21 protein-coding genes and 3 pseudogenes are annotated in these 18,880 nt (G+C 59.7%); 12 read left to right on the top strand and 12 right to left on the bottom strand.

What is annotated here, in order from left to right; translation table 11 throughout:
• From JFT80_RS13740 to JFT80_RS25510, 3 genes are all read left to right on the top strand, one after another.
• Nucleotides 1-113: type II toxin-antitoxin system RelE/ParE family toxin (locus JFT80_RS13740; RefSeq protein ID WP_201148221.1), on the top strand; the 113-nt coding region annotated here is incomplete at its 5' end.
• Between the two features lie 8 nt (nucleotides 114-121).
• Entirely contained in the window at nucleotides 122-427 is a 306-nt protein-coding gene (locus tag JFT80_RS13735) for a HigA family addiction module antitoxin (protein ID WP_045059703.1), read from the top strand.
• A 310-nt stretch (nucleotides 428-737) separates the two neighbouring features.
• A complete protein-coding gene (locus tag JFT80_RS25510; RefSeq protein WP_374091354.1) occupies nucleotides 738-1,001 on the top strand; it encodes a transcriptional regulator in 264 nt (87 codons plus the stop codon).
• A gap of 4 nt (nucleotides 1,002-1,005) precedes the next feature.
• On the opposite strand, the pseudogene JFT80_RS13730 reads toward JFT80_RS25510, so the two are convergent.
• Both JFT80_RS13730 and JFT80_RS13725 read right to left on the bottom strand, forming a co-directional pair.
• Nucleotides 1,006-1,511, bottom strand: a pseudogene (locus JFT80_RS13730) (Bro-N domain-containing protein).
• A 577-nt stretch (nucleotides 1,512-2,088) separates the two neighbouring features.
• Nucleotides 2,089-2,349 carry an accessory factor UbiK family protein gene (locus tag JFT80_RS13725; RefSeq protein WP_201148220.1) on the bottom strand — a complete coding sequence of 87 codons (261 nt, stop codon included), beginning with the start codon at nucleotides 2,347-2,349 and terminating at the stop codon, nucleotides 2,089-2,091.
• Nucleotides 2,350-2,763: 414 nt separating this feature from the next.
• Here JFT80_RS13725 and glnK point away from each other — a divergent pair, with 414 nt between their 5' ends.
• The 4 genes from glnK to sutA all read left to right on the top strand — a co-directional run bounded on the left by glnK (nucleotide 2,764) and on the right by sutA (nucleotide 5,541).
• Complete coding sequence (gene glnK, locus JFT80_RS13720; protein WP_002555808.1) at nucleotides 2,764-3,102, top strand: P-II family nitrogen regulator; 339 nt, start codon at nucleotides 2,764-2,766, stop codon at nucleotides 3,100-3,102.
• A gap of 35 nt (nucleotides 3,103-3,137) precedes the next feature.
• On the top strand, nucleotides 3,138-4,475 hold the full coding sequence (locus JFT80_RS13715) for an ammonium transporter (RefSeq protein WP_201148219.1): 1,338 nt from the start codon (nucleotides 3,138-3,140) through the stop codon (nucleotides 4,473-4,475).
• Nucleotides 4,476-4,687: 212 nt separating this feature from the next.
• Nucleotides 4,688-5,113 (top strand): secondary thiamine-phosphate synthase enzyme YjbQ, encoded by a 426-nt coding sequence (locus JFT80_RS13710; protein WP_201148218.1) that lies wholly within the window; start codon nucleotides 4,688-4,690, stop codon nucleotides 5,111-5,113.
• 101 nt (nucleotides 5,114-5,214) lie between these two features.
• Nucleotides 5,215-5,541: a transcriptional regulator SutA gene (gene sutA / locus JFT80_RS13705; RefSeq protein WP_007920420.1), complete on the top strand. Its 327-nt coding sequence runs from the start codon at nucleotides 5,215-5,217 to the stop codon at nucleotides 5,539-5,541.
• An 82-nt stretch (nucleotides 5,542-5,623) separates the two neighbouring features.
• Here sutA and JFT80_RS13700 read toward each other — a convergent pair.
• The 6 genes and pseudogenes from JFT80_RS13700 to JFT80_RS13675 form a co-directional block, all read right to left on the bottom strand.
• A pseudogene (locus JFT80_RS13700) lies at nucleotides 5,624-6,332 on the bottom strand (HAD family hydrolase).
• On the bottom strand, nucleotides 6,329-7,228 hold the full coding sequence (xerC, locus tag JFT80_RS13695; RefSeq protein ID WP_201148217.1) for a tyrosine recombinase XerC: 900 nt from the start codon (nucleotides 7,226-7,228) through the stop codon (nucleotides 6,329-6,331). Before xerC ends, JFT80_RS13700 begins: the two are co-directional and overlap by 4 nt.
• Nucleotides 7,229-7,230: 2 nt before the next feature.
• Nucleotides 7,231-7,956 carry a DUF484 family protein gene (locus JFT80_RS13690; RefSeq protein WP_201148216.1) on the bottom strand — a complete coding sequence of 242 codons (726 nt, stop codon included), beginning with the start codon at nucleotides 7,954-7,956 and terminating at the stop codon, nucleotides 7,231-7,233.
• A 13-nt stretch (nucleotides 7,957-7,969) separates the two neighbouring features.
• On the bottom strand, nucleotides 7,970-8,800 hold the full coding sequence (gene dapF / locus JFT80_RS13685; protein ID WP_201148215.1) for a diaminopimelate epimerase: 831 nt from the start codon (nucleotides 8,798-8,800) through the stop codon (nucleotides 7,970-7,972).
• 3 nt (nucleotides 8,801-8,803) lie between these two features.
• Nucleotides 8,804-10,051 carry a diaminopimelate decarboxylase gene (gene lysA / locus JFT80_RS13680; RefSeq protein ID WP_201148214.1) on the bottom strand — a complete coding sequence of 416 codons (1,248 nt, stop codon included), beginning with the start codon at nucleotides 10,049-10,051 and terminating at the stop codon, nucleotides 8,804-8,806.
• A 9-nt stretch (nucleotides 10,052-10,060) separates the two neighbouring features.
• Nucleotides 10,061-10,237 carry a lipoprotein gene (locus tag JFT80_RS13675; RefSeq protein WP_003229400.1) on the bottom strand — a complete coding sequence of 59 codons (177 nt, stop codon included), beginning with the start codon at nucleotides 10,235-10,237 and terminating at the stop codon, nucleotides 10,061-10,063.
• Between the two features lie 317 nt (nucleotides 10,238-10,554).
• Between JFT80_RS13675 and cyaY the strand changes: the two genes are divergently transcribed.
• The 3 genes from cyaY (at nucleotide 10,555) to rnk (ending at nucleotide 11,748) form a co-directional block, all read left to right on the top strand.
• Nucleotides 10,555-10,887 carry an iron donor protein CyaY gene (cyaY, locus tag JFT80_RS13670; protein WP_077575013.1) on the top strand — a complete coding sequence of 111 codons (333 nt, stop codon included), beginning with the start codon at nucleotides 10,555-10,557 and terminating at the stop codon, nucleotides 10,885-10,887.
• 4 nt (nucleotides 10,888-10,891) lie between these two features.
• Complete coding sequence (locus tag JFT80_RS13665; RefSeq protein WP_201148213.1) at nucleotides 10,892-11,113, top strand: DUF1289 domain-containing protein; 222 nt, start codon at nucleotides 10,892-10,894, stop codon at nucleotides 11,111-11,113.
• Between the two features lie 224 nt (nucleotides 11,114-11,337).
• Nucleotides 11,338-11,748, top strand: coding sequence for a nucleoside diphosphate kinase regulator (rnk, locus tag JFT80_RS13660; protein ID WP_201148212.1), 411 nt, complete (start codon nucleotides 11,338-11,340; stop codon nucleotides 11,746-11,748).
• Between the two features lie 6 nt (nucleotides 11,749-11,754).
• On the opposite strand, the gene JFT80_RS13655 is transcribed toward rnk, so the two are convergent.
• The 3 genes from JFT80_RS13655 to JFT80_RS13645 all read right to left on the bottom strand — a co-directional run bounded on the left by JFT80_RS13655 (nucleotide 11,755) and on the right by JFT80_RS13645 (nucleotide 15,569).
• The gene (locus JFT80_RS13655; protein ID WP_201148211.1) at nucleotides 11,755-14,598 is read right to left on the bottom strand and encodes a class I adenylate cyclase; all 2,844 of its coding nucleotides are present in this window, start codon (nucleotides 14,596-14,598) and stop codon (nucleotides 11,755-11,757) included.
• A 194-nt stretch (nucleotides 14,599-14,792) separates the two neighbouring features.
• Nucleotides 14,793-15,038 carry a TIGR02647 family protein gene (locus JFT80_RS13650; protein ID WP_122841019.1) on the bottom strand — a complete coding sequence of 82 codons (246 nt, stop codon included), beginning with the start codon at nucleotides 15,036-15,038 and terminating at the stop codon, nucleotides 14,793-14,795.
• Nucleotides 15,039-15,278: 240 nt separating this feature from the next.
• Nucleotides 15,279-15,569: a hypothetical protein gene (locus JFT80_RS13645; RefSeq protein ID WP_201148210.1), complete on the bottom strand. Its 291-nt coding sequence runs from the start codon at nucleotides 15,567-15,569 to the stop codon at nucleotides 15,279-15,281.
• A gap of 123 nt (nucleotides 15,570-15,692) precedes the next feature.
• Here JFT80_RS13645 and JFT80_RS13640 point away from each other — a divergent pair, with 123 nt between their 5' ends.
• Complete coding sequence (locus tag JFT80_RS13640; protein WP_201148209.1) at nucleotides 15,693-16,352, top strand: glutathione S-transferase family protein; 660 nt, start codon at nucleotides 15,693-15,695, stop codon at nucleotides 16,350-16,352.
• A 123-nt stretch (nucleotides 16,353-16,475) separates the two neighbouring features.
• Here the strand turns inward: JFT80_RS13640 and argH are convergent, their stop codons facing one another.
• Nucleotides 16,476-17,870 carry an argininosuccinate lyase gene (gene argH, locus JFT80_RS13635; protein WP_201148208.1) on the bottom strand — a complete coding sequence of 465 codons (1,395 nt, stop codon included), beginning with the start codon at nucleotides 17,868-17,870 and terminating at the stop codon, nucleotides 16,476-16,478.
• A 461-nt stretch (nucleotides 17,871-18,331) separates the two neighbouring features.
• On the opposite strand from argH, the pseudogene JFT80_RS13630 reads away from it, so the two are divergent.
• Nucleotides 18,332-18,880: pseudogene (locus tag JFT80_RS13630) on the top strand (LytR/AlgR family response regulator transcription factor); the annotation flags it as partial.

Genomic DNA, 18,880 nt, shown 5'->3' with positions numbered 1-18,880 from the left:
TGGATGGGAGTCGAAAAGGTCAGTACAGCATCCGTATCAATGCTCAATGGCGAATTTGCTTTGTATGGGGTCCTAACGGACCAGCGAATGTCGAAATCGTCGATTATCACTGAGGTGAGTAATGACTAAGAATGGTATGCGCCCGGTTCACCCTGGCGAGATCCTCAAAGAGGAATACCTTGAGCCTCTGAGCCTTACGGCGGCAGCCTTGGCCCGAGCGTTGAGCGTTTCGACTCCGACGGTGAATGACATTGTGCTTCAGCGTCGAGGCGTCAGCGCTGATATGGCGCTCAGGCTATCTATCTGCTTGGGCACAACCCCCGAGTTTTGGCTGAACCTGCAATCGACTTACGATTTGCGTAGAGCCGAGATTGAAAGGGGGGCGGCGATTCGGGATCAGGTTGAGCGTCTTCCGCACTGCGCCTGATTCCTCTGGGGTTAAACGAAACCCACGCCATAAGCGTGGGTTTTTTGTTGTTCAGAAAGCGTGGGTTAGCCGCGAAGCACACTTGCACCACGTTGCATTGACCACACCGTGCCGGGGGACGACCAGTGAAGCTGGTCAGCGAATGTGAAGTTAGCGGAGCAAAACGAGGGACGAAATCCGCTCCAGCACGCAGTTTTTGTAGGACCGTTCTGAAATGTTTGAAGGGCATTGCCTGAACCGTCGGGGCGCTCTTGTTTGCTGGGGGTGCTGCTTATGATCATTGCAGATCAAGCCACCCGGAGAAGGGAAGATGGACAGTAATGGAATGCGCTCGATTTGTTCCGCAGAAGCTCCAGAGGAAGAGCTTCTTGAACCATCGGCTGTCGCGGGGGCTGATCTTGCAGGCCAGCGTTCAGGTTATGAGGTTGAACTGACAAGGCTTGTCGCGCAAAGCGCAGGCGTCAGTCCGGACCTGGCCAGGAAGCTGGCTGTTCACTTCGATACCACGCCCGATTTCTGGCTGAATCTGCAATCGCATTACGACGCGCTCAGCGACGATATCGAGCGTGGTTAGCTGCCTATAGCGACTGCAATGCTCGCGAGGCTTTTTCCACCACGGCACGTTGACGGCGTGTTGCACCGGTTCTTCATCAGGCAGCAGATGCGGCACATCCTGCAGCCGAATCCACGGCTGGTTGTTCCAGTGCAGCAAACTCAAGGACATATCTGGCCAGATCAGCCGGCTCAGGGTCGGACGTTCCGGGCTATCGGGTTGTCGGGCGTCCCTAAGGGCGGGTACCACGTCGTGGGTCAGCCATTCGCGCAGGCTTCTGTACTCGGGGCAGTAGTGATAGATCAGTAGCGCGTAGACGCCGGATTCACTGATCAGCAGCGTGTTTTCGAGGCTGCCATTGAACAGTATCTGTGCGTACTGGTGCTGGTCGGGATCGAGTTTACGAAGGGTACGTTCGTCGAGGGAAAGCCGTAGTAATCGACCGAGGTCCCGGGCGCTGAACCAAGGCTGGTTTTCCAGCAGAAGGGCGTGGAGAGGGCGTTTGTGGCGTGTGAAGACGTGGGGGCTCAGATAATGTTCATCCCTGGTGCAGTACCCAAATTCGCTTGCGGAGGAAACTGCCTCTAATCGTCGCCAAACGAAAAGGGTGGCAGCTATGCGCAGGTTGGCGAACCGGGAACCCCGAAATCCGGCAGACCCGAAGGTCTCCCACGCAAAGCCGCCATAACTCGAGCCACGGAAACACGTTCCCGATGTCGGATCTGATGGTTGTGCATGGCATGCGTTCCGGGTCGCCAAACCCAGTGCTGAATGTTCAGCAGAGGCGAGCTTAGGAGATCGTGTTGTATGGCGCAATCTGAAATCTGCTCAATGGGCTGCCAGCCGTCATCGCCAAACGAATGGGTGGCAGTTGTACGCGGGTTGGCGAACCGGAGCAACCGGAATCCGGCAGACCCGAAGGTCTCCCACGCAAAGCCGCCATGACTGGGGCCGATGATCGTAGTGCACCTTTGGCTTCCAGGTCGCCAAATCCTGGGATCAAAAGATCGCAGCCTTCGGCAGCTCCTACGCAAGGAGCTGATTCGGGCTGGGAGGGGAGGCGGGCCTTTTCGCGAATATGCCCGCTCCCACAGGGGATTTGCGGTGTTTACTCGGTTGGCGGGTTGAGCTTGGCTTCCATCTCGGCAACTTTGGCTTCGAGGCTTTCGAGGCGAGCGCGTGTGCGGGCCAATACGACCATCTGACTATCAAATTCTTCACGGCTCACCAGATCGAGTTTGCTGAACGCACTCTGCAGCAGCATCTTGAACTGGCTTTCGATTTCGGCTTTCGGCAGCGGCGTTTCGCCGTTGAACAGGCGGGAGGCGGTGCCGCTCAGGGCGTCGAGGAAGTCTTTGGGCGCGAGCATGGTGGATGTCCTGGAAACAATGGCCGGCAGTGTATCACGCAGTGTCTATAGTCATTTGCACCGGCCGCGATGCACGCTTTTCGCGCAGGCGGACGGACGGCGATGCACCGTTGTTGTGCGTATCCGTCAAGGCTTTTGCGCGGCAGTGCCAGCGACAGTGGCCAATGGATTGAAATCACAGGTTTTTGGCGAGATGGCAAGGTTTCTGCTTAGTCACCTTCGACCCATGCACTGATGCAGTCGCTGTGACGAATGCAGTGCGGCAGACGAAGCGGGGAGTTTCGTCGGCAGCGGTTAGCTGGCGTCAGTCGGGCAGGTAGGGCCGACGATGCGTTACAAAGCCAGGCACTGCGCTTAGACTTGAGTCGGGTTTGTTTTCCTGGGGCAAGTCCACCAATTCGGGAGAGAGTTTTCATGAAGCTAGTCACTGCCATCATCAAGCCGTTCAAGTTGGACGACGTGCGCGAGTCTTTGTCCGAAATCGGCGTGCAGGGCATTACCGTTACTGAAGTCAAAGGCTTCGGCCGGCAGAAGGGTCACACCGAGCTGTATCGCGGCGCGGAATACGTGGTCGATTTTCTGCCCAAGGTGAAAATCGACGTTGCAATCGACGACAAGGATCTGGATCGGGTTATCGAGGCGATAACCAAGGCTGCCAACACCGGCAAGATCGGTGACGGCAAGATCTTCGTGGTCAATCTGGAACAGGCGATTCGCATCCGTACCGGCGAAACCGATACCGACGCAATCTAAGCCGCCACAAACCCAACGCCCCAGGAGAAAACAATATGACTCTGCGTAAATTCGCAGGGCTAGGCGCCCTGTTGTCCATCGTAATGCCCGGCCTGGCTATGGCGGCAGATCCGGTGGCGCCTCCAGTCCTCAATTCCGGCGATACCGCCTGGATGCTGACCTCCACCGCCCTCGTGCTGTTCATGACCATTCCAGGTCTGGCGCTGTTTTACGGCGGCATGGTTCGCTCCAAAAACATTCTTTCCGTGATGATGCAGTGCTTCGCCATTACCGGCCTGGTCACCATCCTGTGGTTCCTTTATGGCTACAGCATGGCGTTCGACACCACCGGGATGGAAGCCAACGTCGTCAACTTCAACTCCTTCGTCGGCGGTTTCGGCAAGGCGTTCCTCGCCGGCATAACCCCTGCGAGCATCACTGGCCCGACTGCGCTGTTCCCTGAGGCAGTGTTCGTCACCTATCAGATGACCTTCGCGATCATCACGCCTGCGTTGATCGTCGGTGCTTTTGCCGAGCGGATGAAATTCTCCGCAATGCTGGTGTTCATGGGCGTCTGGTTCACTCTGGTGTACGCACCGATTGCGCACATGGTCTGGAGCGGTCCGGGTTCGCTGTTAGGTGACTGGGGCGTACTCGACTTCGCCGGCGGCACCGTTGTGCACATCAACGCTGGTGTCGCAGGTCTGGTGGCTTGCCTGGTACTCGGCAAGCGCAAAGGCTTCCCGACCACGCCGATGGCTCCGCATAACCTCGGTTACACCCTGATGGGCGCCGCGATGCTGTGGGTTGGCTGGTTCGGCTTCAACGCCGGTTCCGCTGCTGCTGCCAACGGCACTGCCGGTATGGCGATGCTGGTGACTCAGATCGCAACCGCCGCCGCTGCATTGGGCTGGATGTTCGCCGAGTGGATCACCCACGGCAAACCAAGCGCACTGGGCATCGCCTCGGGTGTGGTTGCAGGTCTGGTGGCGATCACTCCGGCCGCTGGCACCGTGGGCCCGATGGGTTCGCTGATCATCGGTCTGGCGGCAGGCGTAGTGTGCTTCTTCTGCGCGACTACCCTGAAGCGCAAACTCGGCTATGACGATTCGCTGGACGCCTTCGGTGTGCACGGTATCGGCGGTATTCTCGGCGCGATCCTGACCGGTGTGTTTGCTGCACCGGCTCTGGGTGGTTTCGGCACCGTGACCGACATCGCTTCGCAAGTGTGGATTCAGTGCAAAGGCGTGGGCTTCACGGTGATCTACACCGCGATCGTCACCTTCATCATCCTCAAGGTACTGGACGTTGTCATGGGGCTGCGTGCCACCGAGGAAGAAGAAGCGGTCGGCCTGGATCTGGCACTACACAACGAACGCGGCTACAACCTGTAAGTACGCGAAAAAAAATTGCCCGGTTCGCCGGGCATTTTTTTGCCTGCGATTTGTCATTCAAGACATGGCTGAAAGGATTTTTCGTACGGCTTTGGTCGTGTTTACGACAAGCATTTTTCTGCGGCCAAAGGCTTACGTCAAAGCAGGAATATTAGGGCCTTTGTTTTTTCCCAGAGCGCGCTAGAATGCGCCCCGAACGTGCGGAGAACTGTATGTGGCAACAGACTCTGATTACCCTGCGGGCACGGCCCCGGGGCTTTCATCTGGTAACGGACGAGTTGATCAACGGCCTGCCTGAACTCAGGGAGTGCCGGGTCGGTCTGTTGCATTTGTGGCTGCAGCATACCTCGGCGTCGTTGACCATCAACGAGAACGCCGATCCGGCGGTCCGTCGCGACTTCGAACGATTTTTCAATCGTCTGATCCCACAAGGAACAGACGGCTATGAGCATAACGACGAAGGCCTGGACGACCTCCCGGCGCACTTCAAAGCCAGCGTGCTGGGTTGCCAGATCAGTCTGCCGGTTTCGGCAGGTCGTTTGGCACTGGGCACCTGGCAGGGCGTTTATCTGGGCGAGCACCGTGATCATGGCGGTGCCCGAAAAGTCCTCGCCACCTTGCACGGTGAAGGGGCATAACCGCTGGTCAGCAGCGGTTAACGATTTTTTAACGGCGACTTTCGACAGTTGCCAAAGCTGGTCTATAACTAATCTGCTTTTCGCAAGTCATGAGGTAGAACATGAGCGACGATGATCTGGAAAACGACGACCTCGAAGTAGGCGACGAAGACGAGGCCGAGGAAGGCCTGGAAGCGGCAGCGGAAGACGTTGCTGATGACGATGGCGGCGACGATACGCCGGCCCCGGCTGCCAAAGGCAAAGCCAAGGCTGCGGTGTCGGTAGACGAGTTGCCGAGCATTGAAGCCAAGAACAAGGAACGCGACGCCCTGGCCAAGGCCATGGAAGAGTTCTTGTCGCGCGGCGGAAAAGTGCAGGAAGTGGAGGCCAATGTGGTCGCCGATCCGCCCAAGAAGCCGGACAACAAGTACGGTAGCCGCCCTATCTGAGGCGTGCCGCTTGCTTGCTGAAAAAGCCCGCCGTCGCTGCGGGCTTTTTCATGCCTGAAAATCAAAAGATCGCAGCCGCGCCTCAAATTTTTGCCGCACTCCACCGCGCCAGCAACGCCGGCAACTCGGTCAGGCTGCGGATTTCGGCGTCCGGGGCCTTTTCGGCTTCCCACACCTTGCCCGCCGGGTTGAACCAGATGGCCCGCAGTCCTGCCTGTTGTGCTCCGGCAATGTCGTCGCCCGGATGATCGCCGATGTGCACGGCGGTCTGCGCCGTCGCACCTCCACGTTGAAGCGCCTCATGAAACAGGCGCGCGTCGGGCTTGGCGATGCCGATGTCCTCGGCACACAAGGCGAACTTGAAATAATCCGCCAGCCCCAGCCGTCGAACGTCGGCATTGCCGTTGGTCACGACCCCGAGGGCGTAGTGCCTGGCCAGCGTCTCCAGGGTCGGCGCTACTTCGGGGAAGATTTCCAGCTGGTGGCGCGCATGCAGAAACACTTCAAAACTCTGGTCAGCCAGATCAGAGGCTTCTGCGTGGGTGTAGCCAGCGTCCTCCAGAGCGTGGAACAGGACACGGCGGCGCAGGGCGCTGATGCGGTGCTTGAGGCCGGGTTCGTTGCCCAGGATGCGCTCGCGAATGGCCCACAAGTGCTCGACCGGTACGGCGCCCAGGGTTCGGCGCGTGTTCGGTGAGCCATTGGCGCAACACGGCTTCGGCGCTGACAATCACCGGGGCGGTGTCCCACAGGGTGTCGTCGAGGTCGAAAGTGATCAATTGGATCGTCATGAATCATCGCCCTTAATGCGTTTAGCCCGTGGGTGGGCATTGTCGTAGACCGTCGCCAGGTGCTGGAAGTCCAGGTGGGTATAGATCTGGGTGGTCTTGATGTCCGAGTGGCCGAGTAGTTCCTGCACGGCGCGCAGGTCCTGCGAAGACTCCAGCAGGTGGCTGGCGAAGGAGTGCCGCAGCATGTGCGGGTGCAGGTTCTGCCCCAACTCGCGTTCACCGGCGGCTTTCACCCGAACCTGAATCGCCCGTGGACCAAGGCGCCGGCCCTGTTGGCTGACAAACACCGCGTCATCTGCGGGGTTGGCCATGGCGCGCAATGGCAGCCACAACTCCAGCGCTTCACGGGCTTTCGCGCCGACGGGCAAGAGTCGGGTCTTGCTGCCTTTACCGAGCACCTGGACCATACCGTCGGCCAGGTCCAGTTGATCGAGGTTGAGCCCGGTCAGCTCCGACAGGCGCAGGCCTGAGGAGTAGAACAACTCCAGGATCGCCTGATCACGCCGCGCGAGAAAATCATCCTCCACCGCGCCTTCGAGCAGTTGCAGTGCGCGGTCGGTGTCGAGGGTTTTCGGCAGGCGGCGCTCGCCTTTCGGCGGTGCCAGCCCCGTCGCCGGATCGTGGTCGCAAAGACCTTCACGATTCAGATAGTGGTAGAGCCCGCGCACTGCCGAGAGCAAGCGGGCGAGGCTACGCGAGGACTGGCCTTGCGCATGCAATCGAGCGATCAGGCTGCGCAGGCGCTGAATATCCAGCGCGGCCCAACTGCCAATGTTCTGCTTGATGCACCAGCCAAGGACTTTATCGAGGTCGCGGCGATAGGCCGACAGTGTGTGCGGCGACACCTGCCGCTCACTGCGCAGGTGTTCGCAGTAAGCGTCCAGTTGTCGTTCCATGCTCAGCGAACCGAGCGCAGGGAGCTGTTGACCCGTGGCAGCACGCGGCCCATGACTTCGGCGATGTAGCTCAAGAACAGCGTGCCGACCGAACTCTTGTAATGCTGCGGGTCACGGCTGGCGATGGCCAGAATTCCGTGGATACCTTGATGGCTGACAGCGACCACGGCGGTGGAGCCGATCTGCAGGCGCTGTTCTTCACCGAAGAGAAAGTCCAGCTCGTGCTCACGCAGTGTGCCGCTGACGCTTTTGCCTTCGGTGAGCAAACCGCCGATGGCGACCTGGGCGTCGGCGTGGGTGACCCAGCGACCGACCGGGGCCGGGTTGTCGCCCAGCAGGATCAGGCTGACAAAAGGCACCTGAAAGTCTTGGCGCAAGCTGTCCTCGACGCTGATCACCACGTCTTCCAGACTGGTGGCGTCCATCAGGGCCAGAATCAAACGGCGGGTCTTGTCGAACAGGCGATCGTTGTCGCGGGCGACATCCATCAGCTGCGAGAGGCGATGACGCATCTCGATGTTGCGGTCGCGCAGAATGGTCATCTGCCGCTCGACCAGCGACACGGTGTCGCCGCGTCGATGGGGAATGCGCATCGCCGGCAGCAGTTCTTCGTGCTCGACGAAGAAGTCCGGATGAGCCTCGAGGTATGCGGCAACCGCTGCCGCCTCCAGGCTCTCGGACGCTGATTCGTCGGACTGTCGGGCGGGTACCTGAGGCTTATCGGTCATGGTTTTTGCTCACTCAAAGACGCACTTGTCCTTCGTATACACGCACTGCCGGACCGGTCATCAGCACCGGTTGGCCAGGGCCTGCCCATTCAATGGACAGGCGCCCGCCGGGCAAGTCGATCAACAGCGGCGAATCCATCCACCCCTGACTGATGGCGGCGACAGCCGCCGCACATGCGCCAGTGCCGCAGGCCTGGGTTTCCCCGGCGCCACGTTCCCACACGCGCAGTTGCGCACGGTGGCGGTCGATGACCTGGAGAAAACCGACGTTCACTCGCGCGGGGAAGCGCGGGTGGTGTTCGATTTTCGGCCCCAGCTCATGCACCGGTGCGTTATTGATGTCCTGCACGCGCAACACGGCGTGGGGATTGCCCATCGACACGGCGGCCAGTTCGACCGAGGTGCCGTCGACTTCCAGCTGATAGCTGGTGGCCTGCGCTGGCGCTTCGAACGGAATGTCCGCCGGCACCAGGCGTGGAGCGCCCATGTTCACACCGATCTGGCCGTCGTTACGCACGTCCAGTTCAATGATGCCGCCCTTGGTTTCGACGCGAATCTGCCGTTTCGCGGTCAGACGCTTGTCGAGCACGAAGCGCGCAAAGCAGCGCGCACCGTTGCCGCACTGTTCCACTTCGGAACCGTCGGAGTTGAAGATCCGATAACGGAAATCCACGTCCGGGTTGCTTGGCGCCTCGACGATCAGCAACTGGTCGAAACCGATGCCGGTGTGGCGGTCGCCCCATTGCTTGGCGTGCTTTGGCTGAATATGCGCGTGCTGGCTGACCAGGTCGAGGACCATGAAATCGTTGCCCAAGCCGTGCATTTTAGTAAAACGCAGCAGCATGGGTTACTCCGGCAGCAGGCTTTCGCCGGCAAACAGCTCAGCCACGGTCTCGCGGCGGCGCACTTCAAAAACCTTGTCACCGTCTACCAGCACTTCAGCGGCACGGCCGCGGGTGTTGTAGTTGGAACTCATCACAAAACCGTAGGCACCGGCCGAATGCACGGCCAGCAGATCGCCTTCGGCCAGGGCCAATTCGCGGTCCTTGGCGAGGAAGTCACCGGTTTCGCAGATCGGGCCGACGATGTCGTATTTGCGTGCAGCGCTGTCGCGCGGCTTGACCGCGGTAACGTCCATCCACGCCTGATACAGCGCCGGGCGGATCAGGTCGTTCATCGCTGCGTCGACGATGGCGAAGTCTTTGTGTTCGGTGTGCTTGAGGTACTCGACCTGGGTCAGCAGCACGCCGGCGTTGGCAACGATGAAACGGCCCGGCTCGAACACCAGCGCCAGATCACGACCGTTGAGACGCTCGCGCACAGCCTTGATGTAGTCGGCAGCCAATGGCGGCTCTTCATCGCGGTAGCGAACACCCAAACCACCACCGAGATCGATGTGGCGCAGGTGAATGCCGCAATCGCCGAGACGGTCGACCAGATCCAGCAAACGGTCGAGGGCATCGAGGAACGGTGGCAATGTGGTCAGTTGCGAACCGATGTGGCAATCGACGCCAACCACTTCCAGGTTCGGCAGATGTGCGGCGCGCACGTACACATCTTCGGCGTCGGCGATGGCGATGCCGAACTTGTTCTCTTTGAGACCGGTGGAGATGTACGGGTGGGTGCCGGCATCGACGTCGGGGTTTACCCGCAGCGAAACCGGTGCGCGAACGCCCAGTTCGGCGGCCACCACTTGCAGACGTTCCAGCTCGTCGGTGGATTCGACGTTGAAGCAGTGCACGCCGACTTCCAGCGCACGACGCATGTCGTCACGGGTCTTGCCGACGCCGGAAAAGACGATCTTGTCAGCGCTGCCGCCAGCGGCCAGCACACGTTCCAGTTCGCCACGGGAAACGATGTCGAAACCGGCGCCGAGGCGGGCCAGGACATTCAATACGCCGAGGTTGGAGTTGGCCTTGACCGCGAAGCACACCAGGTGCGGCATGCCGGCCAGCGCATCGGCGTAAGCCAGATACTGGGCTTCGATGTGCGCGCGCGAGTAAACGTAGGTAGGCGTGCCGAAGCGGTCGGCGATGGCGGACAGCGCCACACCTTCCGCGAACAGTTCCCCGCCACGGTAGTTAAAAGCGTCCATGGCGATCCCTTATTGGTAAACGTCGTGCTTGTGTGCCTTGGAGGCAGGCTGTTGTTGCGACGATTTGGCTTGCTCGGCCGGGTCCTGGTCGTCATCGGGCAGGTACAGCGGGCCTTTTTGACCGCAGGCCGAAACGAGGCAGGCAACCGCGACGAGCGCAGCAAGGGAAGAGATCAGGCGCTTCATGGCGAAATCCTTGAAAATGCGTTAATTGCGCCGGAGTATACCGGCCACCCGGCAGCTTGCCTATGCGAGGGGGTTCCCGTCCGGCGGGGCTTGCCCAAAGCTGCCCGAACCGCCGCAATCCCTTGTAGGAGCAGAGCTTGCTCGCGAAAGCGTTGTATCAGTCAGCATCATTGTTGAATGATTGACCGCTTTCGCGAGCAAGCTTTGCTCCTACAAAGGGTGGTGAGGGTGCTTGGTCGTTATTCTTTGCAATCAGCGGGGCGCGTCCGTATCTTTCGGCGCTTGAGCCTGATCAGACATTTTTTGAGGTTGCCGCAATGAGTTTGTCCGAAGCCCGTTTCCACGATCTGGTCGATGAAACCCAGGAAAAACTGGAAGACATCTTTGATGAAAGTGACCTGGATATCGATCTGGAAAGTTCGGCCGGTGTGCTGACTGTCAAGTTCGAAAACGGCTCGCAGCTGATCTTCAGCCGTCAGGAGCCGCTGCGTCAGCTGTGGCTGGCGGCGGTATCCGGTGGGTTCCACTTTGACTACGACGAAGAAAGCGAACGCTGGATGTGCGACAAGAGCGAAGAGCAACTGGGCGAAATGCTCGAGCGCATCGTCAAGCAGCAGGCCGGCGCCGAATTCGATTTCGAAGGTCTGTGATTCCGTGACTGACACCGCTCCTGTCCGGCCACCCAAGCCGCTATACAGCAACATCAGCCCGGCGGTGCCATCACCGTGCAGCGGCGTGTGCCGGCTGGATGAGCAGAAGGTTTGCCTGGGCTGCTTCCGGCATGTCGAAGACATTCGTGAATGGCGTTCGGCAGACGATCAGCGCCGCCGGGTCATCTGCGCCCAAGCCACAGACCGTCGCAATTCCTCAATGTAGGAGCTGCCGCAGGCTGCGATCTTTTGCTTTTAAAGTTTCAGGATCAAAAGATCGCAGCCTTCGGCAGCTCCTGCAGAGGGAGCATGGGGTGGGTGGCTTGTATATTTTTTGAGCTGTGATAGTGTCCGAACACGCCTCAACCCATCGAGGCCTGGTGAAAACCCCGCCTTTTTTGGCGGGGTTTTGCTTTTTTTGTGTGCAGAAGAAAGGAGTCTGCCCGGATCATGACCGCACCTTCCATCACTCTTACCCGTCTGGACGTGCAACGTCTGGAGCGCCTGATCGACAGCCTGGATGACACGCTGCCGGGCGTGATCGCGCTGCAAACCGAACTGGATCGCGCCGATACCCTGGTCGGACACGAAGATGTGCCTGCCGACGTCGTGACCATGAATTCCAAAGTGCATTGCCGGGAGGAAAGCAGCGGCAAGGACTACCACCTGACCCTGGTCTACCCCAAGGATGCGGACGCCGACGAAGGCAAGATTTCCATCCTGGCACCTGTCGGCAGCGCGCTGCTGGGCCTCAAGGTGGGTCAGCACATCGACTGGCCGGCACCGGGTGGCAAGACCCTGAAGCTGACCCTGCTGGAAGTTGAATCCCAGCCTGCCAATGGCGGTGATTTCCCGGAGTAAGACTCCTCAGACCTGCTCGAGCGCCTCGTTCAAGGCGCGCTCCAGGTCGGCCTTGTAACCCAGGTACACATTGCTTGAGCGCTGATCATCACCGGCCAGGCCCGACAGGTCCAGATCGGTGATGTAGCACCGATAACGTTCGGGTTCCCGGCGTTGCTCGACGATTTCCCGGGCCACCACCCTGAACAGATGATCACCATGCTCCAACTCCGAAAACTCGCGCTGATTACAGTACAGGGTGACCTGCACCCTGTCGGCCCCGGCTTTGCCAACGATGGCTTGCACGTCATAGAACGGTTGGTTCGGCGCAAGCACCGGCGCCGGTCGGTTTTCGACCCGCCGAGCCCGCGCCGGGCCTGACGGTAACACCTGGTAATACTGTAGTTCGAGGCTCGACGGCTGTACGCCACTCATGGGCAGCAAGGCTTCGCGTCGAAACCCGATGGACTGAAGGAAACGCTGCAGTGGCACCAGCAGGCTTTGATCGTCGTGATAGGGCAGACGCTGCTGCCACAAGGCGTTGAACTCATCCAATACGTAGATATCTGCCTGGTCTTCATGGACCCGGTAGAACACCTGGATGCAGGCTGGCTGGCCCATTGGCAGGATCAGCGCCAGGTCATGGTCGGCAAGGGCCATGGGGTCCAGGTGCAGCGGGCTGTAGCTCGTCTGTTGCCTGGCAAGGTAGTCGACCAGTTCGGCCAGCGTGACCAAGGCAACATGTTTGACCTGTCCCGGCACCAGCTCCAGCACGTGGTAGTGCTGCTGGACCTGAAGCAGGTAGCGATGATTGAGGCGGCTCAGCAGCAGGTCATGCGCACTGTCGATGATCTCTTCGACCCGCTGGGCGATGAACTGCGCGCGGTTGTGACAGAAGCAGCGCACGCGCAACCGGGGTTGCTGCCGGCCTTCCGGCAAATGGTTGAGGTAGTCGCACAGGCAGTCGAGCAGGGCGTGGGGCCCGTCGAAGCGGTTGACCAGCACTTCGTTCCAGCTATTGAGCGTGACCTGGTCGAGGGTCAGCACGAGGTTTTCACGCACGCCGGCGTAACTCAGCGAGTCGGTGCGTTCGGTGGTCATCAGGATGTTCAGGTCGCGGTGATGCTTGAGCGGATCGACGCCGACATTGACCAGCATCAGCACCTCACTCGGAACCGCCGCGCGCAGCAAAGGCTCTTCGGCGACGGTGGGCAAGGGCAGGGCGATGCACTGTTGCAGGCTCCCTAGAAGGTTGAACAGTTCAAACTCGCTCAGGTCGCTGGTGCCGGGGTGCAGGGCCAGGCGGGTGCTGCTGTCGATCACGCCGTTGCGATGACTCCAGGTCAGCAACTCCAGCAACTCGCGGCTGCGCTTGATCGGTGCAAAGTGTTCCCACTCCAGCGCGGTAAGGCTGCCGTTGTACAGGCCCCACTGGGTTTGCCCCGGTTCCTTCTTGTTGCGCGATTGCACTAGGGTCAGGGTGTCTTCGGCCAGATCCGGGGCGATGCCGGGATTGATGAACTCGACCTTGTCGGCCTTGCGCTCGAACGCGGCATATAGCCGGCGACCGAGGACGTTGAGGTCGCGTTTGTTGATCAGGCTGACGGTTTGTTCGGTGCGGGCGAACTGGGTCAGGAAGCGATAGCTGTAATTCAGCTCATTGACCAGCGCGCGGCGTTCGGCGCTGACCTGACGGACTTTCCACTGGCTGCGGCTATCGAGCAACGCCAGTTGCCGCTGATCCCAATGCCATTCACTGGCCAGACGTTCGAGCAGCGAGCGCTGCCAGCTCTGGGTGCGGCTGTTGCCGGTGAGTTTGCGGTTTACCTTCAGATACAGGGCGCGCCGCACCAGCTCCAGACGCTCCGGCTCGTTACGCGCAACGAGGTATTCCTCAATGCGTCGATACACGACCATGTACGGATCCAGTTCATCGAGATCCAGTTGATTGGCAAACACGGCTTTTTTGAAGCGCAGGCTCAGGCACTGCACCTTCGGATGCTCGCTGGCGTAGACCTCGGTCAGCAACAGTTTGAGCACTGACTTGTACGGCGACTCGATGCCTTTGAACAGCTGCCACAACCCGGCACCGATGAATTCCCCCGGCGGAATCGTCGCCAGGTGGCCGAGGTCGAGGGTTTCGTCAGCGCGGATAAAGCGCTTCGACAGCAGGGTGTGGGTGTAACCGTCGTAGGCGGTTTCTTCGTAAACCGGCACCAGCCACCAGATCGGCGTGCGCCCGGCTAGCCAGATCGCCGTGCGATAAAACTCGTCGAGCAGCAGATAGTGCTGGGTGCTGCCGCAGTTTTCCGAGCTGAGCTGGTTGTCGCGTTCACCTTTGACGAAGCGCACCGGGTCGATCAGGAAGAAATGCGCCTCGGCACCCTGGCTCGCGGCCCAGACTTCGAGTAACTGGCATTTTTTGCTCAGCTCGGCGAGTTCGCTCTCGCTCAGATCCGGCGCGTGGCAGACCCACACGTCCATGTCGCTTTGATCGGCCTGGGCCAGCGTGCCGAGGCTGCCCATCAGGAACAGACCGTGAATCGGACGCGGCGGGTTGCTGCCGTGGCGCGGCTTATAAGAGAACGAACGCGTCAGGCGCTGGGCTTCGGCGAGGGTGGTGGCGTCCGGCTCGTAATTCGACAGACCGGCCGGCGTACTGCCCGAGACGTAACCCGGCAGCAGCGGATGATTGACGTGAAAGAACAGTGGCAGCAGCGTCAGCACAGCCTGCTGACGGCTCGACAGGCCTTCGAGCGCACGGGCGATACGGCCTTCGTTGAGCGTTAGAAAACGTGCGCGCAGCTGGCTGAGAACCTTGCGGTCAATGCCATCGTCCAGGTCGGGGCGGATTTCATGGTTGCGGGTCATGTCAGCTCAAACCGGCTCGGTAGGCACGGGCGCAGGTGATCTCGGGATAAGTGCAGTTTAGCGCCTCGGTCCCGGGACATTTAAGCTGATTTAGGTTTTCTGGCGTCAGATTTTTATCGTGTCGCGCCGACGTATGACAGAGGGTGCCCGCGGAAATCCCGTAACAGGGGTTTCCGTGGGCGATACAGTCACATTCAGGCTGTTTCTTCGACGTTCAGGATGGTCAGTAGTATTTGGATATTTTGTGCGGCGTCACGTCCGAGGCTGGTCAGATAACCGCCGTCAGGCTGATCGATCAGCTCTTTGTCGTACAGGCGCTTGGCAGCGGCAATGGCTTTTGGGGCAGCGGTCTGATGAATTTTCAAACCTTCCTGGGAACTGTCCAGGTTGAAGAGTGCGAGGATTTCCAGTTCGGCAACCAACTCAGGGGTAAGCGACATAAGGACTCCAGACTTTCTAGGAATTGGACGATAGCGCCCCTAAGGTGAGCCGAGTTGTGCGGCATGTCCAGTGCTTGCAGTGGGGTTTTTTGCTGCGGGAGAGGCAATAGTGATATTGCGGATGCTTTTCTGTAGGAGCGAGCGTGTTCGCGAAGATCGTGAACGAAAACGCGGTTAGCCAGATGCTCAGCGGCGCTCTTGAGTTTTTCGCGAGCGAGCTCGCACCTACAGTGGATTGGGTTATTTCTTTTCGGGCGGCAGCACTGGCAATGCGCGCAGTGCCGCTTCGTACCACTCGGTATTGAATGGACGGTCTTCTTCGAGCATCGCATCAATCTCGTAAGCCAGCACGTGGGCCATCAGATTGAGGATATCTTCACGCTCTTTGCCCACCAACGTCAGCTTGTTGAATATCGCTTTGGCCGCTGGCGGGTTGTCGCTTTCGATCTGGTTCTCGATGGCTTCGATCAACGTAGCCTCGGTGAACTCTTCTTCGTCGTTGTCATTGTCGATGTCTGTCGGCTCGCTCATGGCAGGCTCCTCAAGGAAAGGCGCCAGTTTACCCGCATTCAGCGGCGTGATGCTGCTGGCGGGAAACGCCCGGGCGATCTATAAACAGGCACTGCCCACCCCGCACGGCCCGGAGGCTATGTGATGCTCAAGCTCTACGGATTCTCAGTCAGCAACTACTACAACATGGTCAAACTGGCACTGCTGGAAAAAGGCCTGCCGTTTGAGGAAGTGCCGTTTTATGCCGGCACCAGTGCCGAAGCCCTGGCCATCAGCCCGCGCGGCAAAGTGCCGGTGCTGGGCGTGGACGCCGGTTTTATCAACGAAACCGCGATCATCCTCGAGTACCTCGAACAGACCCAGCAAGGCACGCCACTGCTGCCGAGCGATCCGTTCGAGCGGGCGCAGGTGCTGGCAATCGCCAAGGAAATCGAGTTGTACATCGAACTGCCGGGCCGCGCTTGTTATGGCGAGGCATTCTTCGGCATGACCCTGCCGGACGCGATCAAGGAGAAGACTAAAACCGAGTTGCTGCTGGGCTTTGCCTCGCTGGGCAGGCACGCCAGGTTCGCTCCTTTCGTAGCGGGTGACAGCCTGAGCGTGGCGGATCTGTACTTCCTCTACAGCGTGCCGCTGGCCTGTGCGGTCGGGCAGAAGCTGTTCGGGATTGATTTGCTGGCAGAGATGCCGCAGGCGAAGGCGCTGCTGGAGCGACTTGAACAGAATCCGCATGTGCAGAAAGTTGCAGCGGACAAGGAAGCAGCGATGCCGGCGTTTTTGGCGATGATCGCTGCCAAGAAGTAGGTTTTTTGCTTTTCTGAAGATCGTATTCGCGAGCAGGCTCGCTCCCGCAGGGGATTTTTGTCGGCCACAAATTTTGTGTTCAACAAAAATCCAAATGTGGGAGCGAGCCTGCTCGCGAAGCTGTTAGCGGCTGGCGATCAGCGCCTGACCGCGAACCACAGCTGCCTTGACCTGCGCCGGCGCAGTGCCGCCGATATGGTCACGGGCATTCACCGAGCCTTCCAGGGTCAGCACGGCGAACACGTCCTGTTCGATCTGATTGCTGAACTGACGCAGCTCTTCCAGGCTCATCTCGGCCAGATCCCTGCCAGTGTCCACGCCGTACTTCACTGCGTGGCCGACGATTTCGTGGCAGTCACGGAACGGCAGGCCACGGCGTACCAGGTAGTCAGCTAGGTCGGTTGCGGTGGAGAAACCACGCAACGCCGCTTCACGCATGATCGCGTGTTTCGGCTTGATCGCCGGGATCATGTCGGCAAAGGCGCGCAGCGAGTCGCGCAGGGTGTCGGCGGCATCGAACAGCGGCTCTTTGTCTTCCTGGTTGTCCTTGTTGTAGGCCAAAGGCTGGCCTTTCATCAAGGTCAGCAGGCCCATCAGCGCACCGAACACACGGCCGGTCTTGCCACGCACCAGTTCAGGTACGTCGGGGTTTTTCTTTTGCGGCATGATCGAGCTGCCGGTGCAGAAACGGTCCGGCAGATCGATGAACTGGAACTGCGCGCTGGTCCATAGCACCAGCTCTTCGGAGAAACGCGACAGGTGCATCATCGCGATGCTAGCAGCCGAGCAGAATTCGATGGCGAAGTCGCGATCGGAAACGTTGTCCAGCGAGTTGCCGCCCACTGCGTCGAAATTCAACAGCTGTGCGGTGAATTCGCGGTCGATCGGGTAGGTAGTGCCGGCCAGCGCGGCGCTGCCCAAGGGCATGCGGTTGGTGCGCTTGCGGCAGTCGACCAGGCGCTCGTAGTCGCGGCTGAGCATTTCGAACCAGGCCAGCATGTGGTGCCCGAAGGTCACTGGCTGTGCGGTCTGCAAGTGGGTGAAGCCGGGCATGATGCTGCCGGCTTCGCGTTCGGCTTGCTCGAGCAGGCCTTTTTGCAGGCGGGTGATTTCGGCGAGGATCAGGTCGATCTCGTCACGCAGCCACAGGCGGATGTCGGTGGCGACCTGGTCGTTACGGCTGCGGCCAGTGTGGAGTTTCTTGCCGGTCACGCCGATGCGATCGGTCAGGCGCGCTTCGATGTTCATGTGCACGTCTTCGAGGTCGATGCGCCAGTCGAACTGACCGGCCTCGATTTCGCCCTGAATGGTCTTCAGGCCATCAATGATGCTGTCGCGCTCGGCATCGGTCAGCACGCCAACCTTGGCCAGCATGGTGGCGTGGGCGATCGAACCCATGATGTCGTGGCGATACAGGCGCTGGTCGAAAGTGACGGAGGCGGTGAAGCGGGCGACGAAGGCGTCGACGGGTTCACTGAAGCGGCCGCCCCAGGACTGATTGGTCTTGTCAGTGCTCATGAATTCGCTCGTATCGGCTTGAAGAAAAAAGGCGTGAAACGCTGGCGCGGATAATAACAGGGTTGCCCAGACTGTCGCTGACACTGGTCGACAGGAATGATTTCAGAGGCTGCCGAGCCGGGGCAGGTCCGACTTTCAATAATTCGCACAACGATATTTTTCGATTGAGCAATATCGCGCCGGCAACCGTCTACAGTTGGACAGAGGGATCAGCGCACTTCCGGGCGCTGCAACTGGCTATAAAAAGAGGGGGTGTGCATATTGTGTATCAGCAAACCCTACGGCGATGCCTCGCCAACGCGGGCCTGGGCCGATAATTGCCCGGATGATGAAAATTTAGCCGTCGTTCCAGCGGCACTTTTTGGCGCTCGGGCTAGTCTTAGCGTGGATCGCGGTGACGGACGTCACTTCACCTGTCTACGCTATCCTTGTGCGAGACTCACGCAGGAATCCAGCGCAATATGAATGTCCTGATCGTTGATGACGAACCACTGGCTCGCGAGCGCCTCAGCCGAATGGTGAGCGAGCTCGAGGGTTATACAGCGTCCTGGAGCCGAGCGCCACGAATGGCGAAGAGGCGTTGGCACTGATCGACAGCCACAAGCCGGATATCGTGTTGCTCGATATCGGCATGCCAGGCCTTGATGGCCTGCAAGTGGCTGCAAGATTGTGCGAACGCGAAACACCGCCGGCGGTGGTGTTTTGCACAGGGCCCGATGAATTTGCCGTGGAAGCCTTACAGGCCAGCGCCGTAGGCTATCTGGTGAAACCTGTGCGCACCGAACACTTGCAAGAAGCATTAAAAAAAGCCGAGCGCCCCAATCGCGTCCAGCTCGCTGCACTCACCCGTCCTGCCGCCGAGACTGGCAGCGGCCCGCGAAGTCATATCAGCGCCCGAACCCGTAAGGGCATCGAGCTGATCCCGCTGGGCCAGGTGGTCTATTTTATCGCCGACCACAAATATGTGACGTTGCGCCACGAAGGCGGCGAAGTGCTGCTCGACGAGCCTC

Source organism: Pseudomonas sp. TH10 (assembly GCF_016651255.1).
GTDB lineage: Bacteria > Pseudomonadota > Gammaproteobacteria > Pseudomonadales > Pseudomonadaceae > Aquipseudomonas.
This window is presented reverse-complemented; position numbering and strand designations above follow the sequence as displayed.